This is a genomic window from Aquiflexum sp., from assembly GCF_041749095.1.
In the GTDB taxonomy this organism is placed as follows: Bacteria; Bacteroidota; Bacteroidia; order Cytophagales; family Cyclobacteriaceae; genus Aquiflexum.
Genome location: NZ_JBGTCA010000053.1, coordinates 1 through 9349, shown reverse-complemented (window position 1 = coordinate 9349; position 9349 = coordinate 1). Strand labels below are relative to the sequence as shown.

Sequence of the window (9349 nt, the reverse complement as noted above, 5' to 3'; positions counted from 1 at the left end):
GCGGCCAGTTTTTTGGTGATAAGGTATTGGGAGACATTGGTGTCCTGAAACTCGTCCACCATGACATATTTGAAGCGCTGTTGGTATTTGTTCAGTACATCCGCATGGTCTCTGAAAAGCACATTGGTATTGAAGAGCAGGTCATCAAAGTCCATTGCCCCGGATTTGAAAAGTCTTTTCTGGTAAATCTTATAAATCTCCCCCATTCTGGGTTTCATGGCTGCTTCATCGTCAGCTTTGATGAAGGGGTCATTGAGGTAAGTTTCCCAAGAGATCAACCTGTTTTTTGCCCCTGAAATCCTTGAAAGTACCGTATTTGGTTTATAGACTTTATCGTCAATTTTCATTTCCTTGACAATACTCCTGATCAGAGATTTGCTGTCATCGGTATCGTAAATGGAGAAATTGGATGGATAGCCTATTTTTCCCGATTCTACCCGAAGGATTTTGGCAAAAGTGGAATGGAAAGTTCCCATCCAGGTATTCCTTGCTTCCAAACCGATCAGTTTCTCGATCCTGTTCTTCATTTCAGCCGCAGCCTTGTTGGTAAAGGTGAGGGAAAGGATATTGAAAGGATCCACACCTTTGCCATGGATAAGATGTGCAATCCTGTAAGTCAAAACTCTCGTTTTGCCCGAACCTGCACCTGCGATGATCATCAGGGGTCCATCAGTATGTTCTACAGCTTCTCTTTGTGGGGGGTTCAGTCCTTTGAGGTAATCCATTGTTAATCTTTCCATTCTACAATCTTCAAAGTTAATGGATTTTTTGGCTTTAATAGAACGCTGATGACGCGGATTTGGCAGAAAATAGAACGCTGATGACACAGATTCAACAGATGATCGCAGATGAAAATCAACAACAATCCGCATCATCAGCATTCCATCATCGACTGTCCTTCCACCTCTTATGGCTCCAAAGATAAAGCGAAGGTTGTTCCCTGATGTTTTTTTCTGTTAGGGCTATGTAAGCATCGGTGATGCTATGTTCCTTTTCCTTTTCATAGGGTGGAATACTTACCATTTCATAGGTAAAGGTATAATGTCCTCTTTTTGGTTTGTGAACATGGGAATACATGACGGGGTGATTAAACCGCTTAGCCAGTTTTTCTGCCCCTTCAAAAAAAGCTGTCTCTCTGTTCATAAAAGATGCCCAATACCTGATTTCACCATGAGAAGGTCTTTGGTCGGCGGCCAGTACGATTAACCTGGGCTGATCTCTTTTTCTGAGATAATCCCTTTGAAAACCTGATCTCTCAATCAGTCCGCCACCGAATCTTGTCCTAATGGCAAGCATCAGTTTTTCGAAAAACGGATTGTTCACCTTCAGATATACGACATCACATTTATTAGAAACATTGGCCATCATTTGGAGAAGATGCATTTCCCAATTGAAAAAATGACCTGTCAGTCCAATGATGACCTGACCTTTTTTAATTGCATCCAAGACAATTTCTTTGTTTTCAATTTTGACTCTTTTGTCCAGATCTTCTTTTGATATCCTGTACATTTTGATGATTTCGGCAAAAGAATCTGTCAGGTTCCTGAAAAACTGACGGGCTATTTCCCTGCGTTCGCTTTCCGTTTTTTCAGGAAATGCATACTGCAGGTTTCCCAAAATCACTTTTTTTCTATAACCTACCACATAATACCCGATGAGGAACAATATGTCCGAAAAAATATAGAGCACCCACTGCGGAAGGATTGATATCAATTTGAAAATAACCATTTTTAAAATCAGGAAATTCTGGGGCAAGTTAAATCTGCCTGCTGGCAGAATTGCCAAAATAAATCAAAAGCCCCGACTTTATTCAAAAAAATTAGTGATAAATTCACCCATTGATTACTTTTGAAACTTATGTCTGAAGTACAGCGAAAAAAATATTCCGATAAGGAAAAGAGCACCATTTTCGATCAGGAATTTATGCCCCACATAGATTCCATGTACAATTTTGGTTACAGATTGACCTTTGATGAGGACGATGCCAAAGACCTTGTGCAGGATACCTATCTCAAAGCCTACCGTTTTATCAATTCTTTTGAACAGGGCACCAATGCGAAAGCTTGGTTGTTCAGGATTCTTAAAAATTCCTTTATCAACGATTATAGGAAGAAGAGTAAGCAACCTGCCAAGATTGATTATCAGGAGGTTGAAACTTATTACAACTCTGATGATGTTGACTACGGTATCACCACTGACTTAAGAGTGGACGCCGTAAAGGATATGCTCGGGGACGAGATATCCAATGCGTTGAACAGTTTGGCTGTTGACTTTAGGACTGTGATCATCTTGTGTGATTTGGAAGGATTCACCTATGAAGAAATGGCCAAGATTCTGGATATCCCAATCGGTACGGTCAGGTCAAGATTGCACAGGGCCAGGAACTTATTGAAAGACAAGCTGCGTTCCTATGCCCAGAACATGGGATACAAAACCGATGAAGAGGAATAACAACCTCTTTTTTTGTCGGAAAGGAACTAAATTATATAAAATTAACATTGGAAAGTATAACAAGGTTATTACCAATTAGATTATCATGAACAAAAATTTAGAATCAGAAGGAGAAAGGAAATTGTCTTGTTCCGACGTCAGCAAATGCTTCAAGCTTTTGGAGAGTATATTGGATGGAGATAATATTCCTGAATCCCAGGAAATACTGAATCAAAAATTGGCCAAGTGCCAGCCTTGTTTTGAACATTACCACTTGGAAAAAGCCATCAAAGAGGTACTTCGTACCAAATGCACCAAGCATGCTGTTCCAAGTGAATTGGTAGCCAGTATCCGCGAAAAAATCCAGGATATCAAATAAGGTTTAATGACATCAGGCAAAGCAATAATTTTTTCGGCACCCTCAGGTTCGGGCAAAACCACCATCGTCAGACATCTCCTCGGCAAATTCCCCAATATCGGCTTTTCAATATCTGCTTCCACCAGGGATAAAAGAGGAAGGACAGAACAACACGGCAAAGATTATTATTTTTTGACACCGGAAGAATTCAAATCAAAAATAGACCGGAATGAATTTATTGAATGGGAAGAGGTGTATGAAGGAAATTTTTATGGTACCCTCAAAGAGGAAATCCAAAGACTTTGGGACAGTGGCAGGCATGTGATTTTTGATGTGGATGTCAAAGGGGGGATCAACCTGAAAAAATACTTTGGAGACCGGGCTTTGGCCATCTATGTGAAAGTTCCTTCTTTGGAAGTGTTACACGAAAGGCTGAGAGATAGGGGCACAGAATCAGATGAAAGTCTTTCAAGAAGGTTGTTTAAAGCCAAATTTGAAGCCACCTTTGAAGATAAATTTGATGTGACCATCTTGAATGATGATATCAATAAATCATTTGCAGAGGCAGAAAATCTCGTAGGTGATTTTATCTCCAAATAATCAACTGTAAGTTTTGAAAATAGGATTGTTTTTCGGATCTTTTAATCCAGTTCACATAGGCCATTTGATTATTGCCAATGTGATGCAGGACAGGACAGACCTGGATGAAATCTGGTTTGTAGTCAGTCCGCAGAATCCGTTGAAGAAACAAAAATCTCTGATACATGAGTTTGATCGGCTAAATATGGTAGAGCTCGCCATAGCCGATCATTTTTATTTTAGGGCCTCTGATGTGGAATTCCACATGCCCAGGCCAAGCTACACCATCGATACGCTTACTTACCTTACCGACACACATCCCCAACATGATTTCAAATTGATCATCGGTGGTGATAACCTGACCCATTTTCACAAATGGAAAAACCACGAGGTAATTTTGGAACAATACGGACTGTACGTCTATCCAAGACCGGGAGAGCTCAATAAAATTGACCATCCCAATGTCCGGTTTGTAGAAGCCCCGTTGATGGATATTTCGGCGACCTTTATCAGACAGGCAATCAAAGGCGGAAATTCTGTCAAATATCTTCTTCCAGAAACTGTGGAGGATTATATTAAGGACAAAAAACTTTTTTTGTGAAAAACCGAGATATTTCAAGTTGTTTTCAAATTGGAAATACACATATTGACAACTTAGAATTCAATAAAATCGAATTAATTATCATTGAGTTTTGCTTAAAAATATATGATTGGATAATAGCAATAACATTTTGAATTTAAGTAACTTTACTATATAAATTCAAAGTATTATGAAACATCTTGGGATTTTTTTACTTATGGCTTTTTTATTGGGTTGCAATGAAGATGATTCACTTGGAAATAGGAGGGTTATAGGTCAAATTTATGATGAGTTAGCATTTTTGGACATTGAAAAAGTTAATGGTGACAGTCTTGGATTTGTTTTTGAATTACAATCCCATGGCGAGTATAAATACCTTTCAGTAACAGACCGTAACCTTATCTGTGATACATTGACTGTAGTCAGCTGTGTGGGTTGGCATAGTGCTTACTTACAGCATTATATTTCCCTAAATGATTTGTTGCCCTCAAGAACCACCGGAAGGAGATTGTGGTATAAAATTTCCGGAGATGTATTGTCATCAAATTCTAATCACGATTTGGTGGGAAATCCATTTGTGTTGGCAAGTTTAGAGAAAATTTTGAGTTGTCCGGTAAATTATCAAGTTGGTTCAGGGTCAGTGCCTTTAATTGAAACAGATTGGAAATTGTTGGGTTTTGTGGATGACAATGGTACTATATATTCCCATCCAGCTTGTGAGTCAAATAATGTAATTCTAAAGTTTACTTCAATATCTTTGGATAATTACCCGTTCAATTTGCCTGATGGCAAAAGAATTGACTTGAACACTGGTAATTATTTGACATACCAGATGAATGGTCAAATTCCCAGCTATTCAATTATAAATGAAAGTGACCAAATCAGGATCAGATTCTTATCTTCACCATATTTTATTCCAGGTTATAGAAACTTTGTCCAACATGATGGACCCAGAACCCTGGAAACTATAAATAAGTCGGATAGCCTTGTCAGACTAATTGGGGTAAATGATACTTTGGATTTTGTATTGGAAAACAATATCCTGAAACTCAATAACTCTAGGACAAAATTAATAGCCATGTTTGTGGCAAATTAATTTTTACTTTTTTTAAATATGCCTTTCTTTCCCTTGTGCGATCTCATATAAAAGCTCCCGGGATCTATGCAACTGCGCTTTGACAGTCCCTAGGGGTTTTTCCAGTTCTTGGGCGATTTCTTCGTAAGACAGTTCATCAAAATACCTGAGCTGTACCAATTTACGGTATTTGGCGGGAAGCTTGTCCACAAAAATCCTGACCATTTCAATCCTTTGCGTTCTGATATATTCATCCTGCGGATTGTTGTCATCATCTTCCACATCTATAGTAACGGCATTTCCGCCATCATCACTCATGGTGGTGTTGAGACTCATGGTCTTCAATTTTTTCTTTCGGATAAAATCAATGGTATTGTTAGTGGCAATCCTGAAAAGCCATGTACTGAAAGTATAATCCTTTTTGAATTTGTGAAGATTTCGGAATGCTTTGGCAAAAGCTTCCATAGTCAGATCCTCTGCATCATCTGCATCCCTGATCATTTTGAGAATCATGAAATAGACAGCTTTTTTGTAGCGCTTCATCAACATGGCAAAGGCCTGCTGATCTTTGTCAATGACGGCTTTGTCAATGAGATCAAAATCCTCTAATGCCTTACTTGAAAATCCTCTTTGGTTTATTTCCATCTAACTTTCTTTGATTGGTATCCTATTGCACCCAAAATCCAAAAGTACCCTATATATATCACATCGAAAAACCCGGACCAGAATACTTGGATTTTGCCTTCAAGTTTTCTTCTTGCGGACCGGAACACCGAGGTGATCAATGCAGATCTTACAACAATTATACCTAATATGAGTAAGAATTGTTCCCAAGTTTGATTTAATCCCGATAAAATCAACAAACTAATTGCTGAAATCCAGAACAAAAGGTGTGAGAAAGCATACCATCCTATTTTGAGTTTATTTCTTGTTTTATAATATTTCCCGGCATGAAAATGTCTTTTCTTCTGAGTAAAATAAGATTTCCATGTGGTTTTAGGTTCTGAATAAGTGATACTATCAGGATTTATCACCACCGCAGCATTGTTTCCATTGGCATATAGGTTGACAAATAAATCGTCGTCACCTGATTCGATCTGCCAAAGTCCTTTGAATGCTTTTTTGTCCATAAAAAAACTCCTCCTGTAACAAAGGTTTCTTCCAACTCCCATAAAAGGAGATTTCCAGAGTGCAAAAGAAATGTATTGAATTGCAGTCCAAAGAGTTTCAATTTGTATCCACTTATTAAGAAATCCATCCCTGTTTTCATATTGAGAAAACCCTATCGCAAATGTTTTGCTTTCAAGTCTTACCGGAGAGGTCATTAATTCTATCCATTTTGGGGTACTAGGCCAACAATCAGCGTCGGTCAATAACAGGACGTCATTTTTGGCCACTTTGATACCAAGGGTCAGAGCATATTTTTTGGAGGTGACGTGTGCAGGTGTGTAATCTACTGTCACTGTCCTCAAACGGGGATAAATGGCCATCAATTTTTCTAGGATTTTCTGAGTCCCGTCAAAAGACCTGTCATTGATGACCATCACATCAAAATTGGGGTAATCCTGCTCAAAAATCAGCGGGATGAGTTTTTTCAGATTGATTCTTTCATTGTGGGCTGAAATGATAATGGTCACACCTTCTTTTTCGGTGGACTCCCTGTTGGGTTTTTGTTTGTAGAAAAAAGCGAACCTTCCAAATAGGACCAAGATATAAAACAACTGAATTGCCAAACCAATAAAAAAAACGATCCACAAAATTTCTATTATCATCACCTTTGAATTGCTGGGCAAATATAAAATCAAATTGAGCATTCATTTAAGAATAAGCTTATATTTTTGTGATTGAAAAAATGGAGGTGACCTCCAAGCGAATTTCAGTGGCCGTGGAGAAAAAAGACCGGAATGAATTTTACACTTGAATCGACCGACCCGGGCAGTAAAGCAAGGACGGGTGTTTTAAAAACAGATCATGGGGATATCCAAACCCCTATTTTTATGCCTGTTGGTACCGCAGGATCTGTCAAAGCAGTGCATCAGCGTGAACTGGCCGAGGATATCAAAGCGCAGATTATATTGGGAAACACCTATCATTTATACCTCAGACCTGGTCTCGATGTCATGGAAAAGGTTGGAGGATTGCACAAATTCAATGGTTGGGACAGACCGGTTTTGACAGATTCAGGCGGGTATCAGGTTTTTTCTCTTGCCAACAACAGAAAGCTAACCGAGGAAGGAGCGATATTCAAATCCCATATAGATGGTTCCAAACATATCTTCAGCCCTGAAAGGGTCATGGATATTCAGAGAATAATCGGGGCTGATATCATTATGGCCTTTGATGAGTGCCCTCCTTATCCCTGCGATTATTCCTATGCAAGGAAATCCATGGAACTGACCCACCGTTGGCTTCAGAGGTGTATAGATCGATTTGATACTACCGAAGGTAAATATGGTTTTCGACAGACCTTGTTCCCTATAGTACAGGGAAGTGTGTTCAAAGATCTGCGAAAACAATCAGCGGAGTTTGTAGCTTCCTGTGAAAGGGATGGAAATGCGATTGGTGGACTATCTGTGGGAGAACCTGCAGAGATGATGTACGAAATGACCGAAATGGTCACCGATATTCTGCCCAAGGACAAACCCAGGTACCTGATGGGGGTGGGAACTCCTGCCAATATCCTTGAAGCAATTGCATTGGGTGTCGATATGTTTGACTGTGTGATGCCGACAAGAAATGCCCGTAATGGGATGTTGTTCACATCTGAGGGGATCATCAATATACGCAATGAAAAATGGAAAGAAGATTTCAGTCCAATAGACCCACATATCAATTCTTACGTAAGTACATTTTATTCCAAAGCTTATCTCAGACACCTGACCATCAGCAAAGAAATATTATCCTCCCAAATTGCCAGTATCCATAATCTGAGCTTTTATCTTTGGCTAGTGGGACAGGCAAGGGAAAAGATTAAAGAGGGTGTATATGCCTCTTGGAAAAACCAAATGGTGGAAAAAGTAAGCAGGAGACTGTAACTATGAAGATTCTCGACAAACTCATTATCAAAGATTTTCTCAAGACCTACTTTTTTGTGGTGTTGATGCTGATCCTGATTGTCCTTGTTTTGGATTTCACCGAGAAGAATGATGCCTTTATCCGTAACAATGTGCCGGCCAAATATATCCTGGTTTACCTTGGCAATTATGGCCTTTACCTGAATAACCTGCTGACTCCGATCACAGTCTTCATCTCGGTAATTTTCATTACCTCCAAAATGGCAGGGAGGACCGAAATCATTGCGATTTTGAGCAGTGGGACCAGCTTTGTCAGGATGTTGTTTCCATTTTTTATTGCGGCGTCCATGATAGGTGCTGCCAGTTTTTTGCTCAATGGCTGGGTACTTCCCGGTGCGACTGCAGGAGTGACTGAATTTAAATCACGGTGGCTGGAAGAGAACAAGTTTTATACCCAGCAGAATATCCATGTCAAAGTTGCCCCGGATCTTTATGCTTACATTTCGAGGTATTACACTTCTGGTAATACAGGGTATAACTTTACTTTGGAGCAGATCAGAGAGGGGAAATTGCTTGCCAAACTTTCCGCAGATAGGATAGTCTGGGATACAGCCATCAACTCTTGGTCTGCAAAAAACTGGAGGATGCGGGTACTACATGATACGGGAGAGGAATATACAGTTGGGGAATCTTTGGACACCTTATTGTCGATTACCCCAAATGACTTTGACCTGCCCCTCAATCACCATGAAACTTTGAAATTACCTGATCTGACACGTCAGATACAAGTATTGGAGGATAGGGGTGCGGACAATGTCAATTATTATAAGATTGAAAAATATGTGAGGTTTATGTCACCGTTTGCAGCGATTATCCTCACATTTATAGGTGTGATCGTGTCCTCCAAAAAGACAAGGGGTGGCTCAGGTTTTCAGATAGCATTAGGATTTTTGTTGGCATTTGTCTATATCATACTGTTTTTGCTTTCTAGGACTTTTGCGGAGGCCGGGGCCACCTATCCCATCCTTGCTGTATGGACGCCCAATATAGTTTTTGCGATTACAGGATTGTTTTTGTACAAAACTGTCCCCCGTTGACATGCAGGATAGCAGTACAATCAAAGATTATCTGGTGCTCCATTTTATTGTACTGATTTGGGGTTTTACGGCTATTTTAGGTCTGCTGATCAGTATTCCATCATTGGAGATCGTATTTTACAGGACGATGATTGCTACGGTCATCCTTGCGATCATATTTGTATTTAAAAAGTCTTCCATCCGTATTCCGCAAAAGGAGTTGATCAAAATTGTAGC

12 protein-coding genes are annotated in these 9349 nt (G+C 39.6%); 8 read left to right on the top strand and 4 right to left on the bottom strand.

Features of this window, described 5'->3' with window-relative positions:
- Together ACEW8O_RS03440 and ACEW8O_RS03435 are read right to left on the bottom strand one after the other, a co-directional pair.
- On the bottom strand, nt 1-725 hold a 725-nt coding region (locus ACEW8O_RS03440), incomplete at its 3' end, for an ATP-dependent helicase (RefSeq protein WP_373493227.1).
- Nucleotides 726-885: 160 nt separating this feature from the next.
- The gene (locus ACEW8O_RS03435) at nt 886-1755 is read right to left on the bottom strand and encodes a lysophospholipid acyltransferase family protein (protein WP_373493226.1); all 870 of its coding nucleotides are present in this window, start codon (nt 1753-1755) and stop codon (nt 886-888) included.
- A 102-nt stretch (nt 1756-1857) separates the two neighbouring features.
- Here ACEW8O_RS03435 and ACEW8O_RS03430 point away from each other — a divergent pair, with 102 nt between their 5' ends.
- The 5 genes from ACEW8O_RS03430 (at nt 1858) to ACEW8O_RS03410 (ending at nt 5043) form a co-directional block, all read left to right on the top strand.
- Nucleotides 1858-2451 (top strand): sigma-70 family RNA polymerase sigma factor, encoded by a 594-nt coding sequence (locus ACEW8O_RS03430; protein ID WP_373493225.1) that lies wholly within the window; start codon nt 1858-1860, stop codon nt 2449-2451.
- 85 nt (nt 2452-2536) lie between these two features.
- Nucleotides 2537-2809, top strand: coding sequence for an anti-sigma factor (locus tag ACEW8O_RS03425; protein ID WP_373493224.1), 273 nt, complete (start codon nt 2537-2539; stop codon nt 2807-2809).
- A gap of 6 nt (nt 2810-2815) precedes the next feature.
- Nucleotides 2816-3388, top strand: a complete 573-nt coding sequence (gene gmk / locus ACEW8O_RS03420; RefSeq protein ID WP_373493223.1) for a guanylate kinase — start codon at nt 2816-2818, stop codon at nt 3386-3388.
- Nucleotides 3389-3401: 13 nt separating this feature from the next.
- On the top strand, nt 3402-3968 hold the full coding sequence (nadD, locus tag ACEW8O_RS03415; protein ID WP_373493222.1) for a nicotinate (nicotinamide) nucleotide adenylyltransferase: 567 nt from the start codon (nt 3402-3404) through the stop codon (nt 3966-3968).
- A gap of 169 nt (nt 3969-4137) precedes the next feature.
- Nucleotides 4138-5043, top strand: coding sequence for a hypothetical protein (locus ACEW8O_RS03410; RefSeq protein ID WP_373493221.1), 906 nt, complete (start codon nt 4138-4140; stop codon nt 5041-5043).
- Between the two features lie 12 nt (nt 5044-5055).
- On the opposite strand, the gene ACEW8O_RS03405 is transcribed toward ACEW8O_RS03410, so the two are convergent.
- Together ACEW8O_RS03405 and ACEW8O_RS03400 are read right to left on the bottom strand one after the other, a co-directional pair.
- The gene (locus ACEW8O_RS03405; RefSeq protein WP_373493220.1) at nt 5056-5667 is read right to left on the bottom strand and encodes an RNA polymerase sigma factor; all 612 of its coding nucleotides are present in this window, start codon (nt 5665-5667) and stop codon (nt 5056-5058) included.
- On the bottom strand, nt 5658-6794 hold the full coding sequence (locus ACEW8O_RS03400; RefSeq protein WP_373493219.1) for a glycosyltransferase: 1137 nt from the start codon (nt 6792-6794) through the stop codon (nt 5658-5660). The genes ACEW8O_RS03405 and ACEW8O_RS03400 overlap by 10 nt, the downstream gene beginning before the upstream one ends.
- A 132-nt stretch (nt 6795-6926) precedes the next feature.
- On the opposite strand from ACEW8O_RS03400, the gene tgt reads away from it, so the two are divergent.
- From tgt to ACEW8O_RS03385, 3 genes are all read left to right on the top strand, one after another.
- A complete protein-coding gene (gene tgt / locus ACEW8O_RS03395) occupies nt 6927-8057 on the top strand; it encodes a tRNA guanosine(34) transglycosylase Tgt (protein WP_373493218.1) in 1131 nt (376 codons plus the stop codon).
- Between the two features lie 2 nt (nt 8058-8059).
- Nucleotides 8060-9133: an LptF/LptG family permease gene (locus tag ACEW8O_RS03390; protein WP_373493217.1), complete on the top strand. Its 1074-nt coding sequence runs from the start codon at nt 8060-8062 to the stop codon at nt 9131-9133.
- 1 nt (nt 9134) lies between these two features.
- A partial coding sequence (locus ACEW8O_RS03385; protein WP_373493216.1) for an EamA family transporter occupies nt 9135-9349 on the top strand: 215 nt, incomplete at its 3' end.

Excerpts from the sequence above, each read along its gene's own strand:
- ACEW8O_RS03430 (WP_373493225.1), top strand. The coding sequence starts at position 1,858 with ATGTCTGAAGTACAGCGAAAAAAATATTCCGATAAGGAAAAGAGCACC.
- ACEW8O_RS03400 (WP_373493219.1), bottom strand. The coding sequence starts at position 6,794 with ATGATAATAGAAATTTTGTGGATCGTTTTTTTTATTGGTTTGGCAATT.
- ACEW8O_RS03425 (WP_373493224.1), top strand. The coding sequence starts at position 2,537 with ATGAACAAAAATTTAGAATCAGAAGGAGAAAGGAAATTGTCTTGTTCC.
- ACEW8O_RS03390 (WP_373493217.1), top strand. The coding sequence starts at position 8,060 with ATGAAGATTCTCGACAAACTCATTATCAAAGATTTTCTCAAGACCTAC.
- tgt (WP_373493218.1), top strand. The coding sequence starts at position 6,927 with ATGAATTTTACACTTGAATCGACCGACCCGGGCAGTAAAGCAAGGACG.
- gmk (WP_373493223.1), top strand. The coding sequence starts at position 2,816 with ATGACATCAGGCAAAGCAATAATTTTTTCGGCACCCTCAGGTTCGGGC.
- ACEW8O_RS03405 (WP_373493220.1), bottom strand. The coding sequence starts at position 5,667 with ATGGAAATAAACCAAAGAGGATTTTCAAGTAAGGCATTAGAGGATTTT.
- ACEW8O_RS03410 (WP_373493221.1), top strand. The coding sequence starts at position 4,138 with ATGAAACATCTTGGGATTTTTTTACTTATGGCTTTTTTATTGGGTTGC.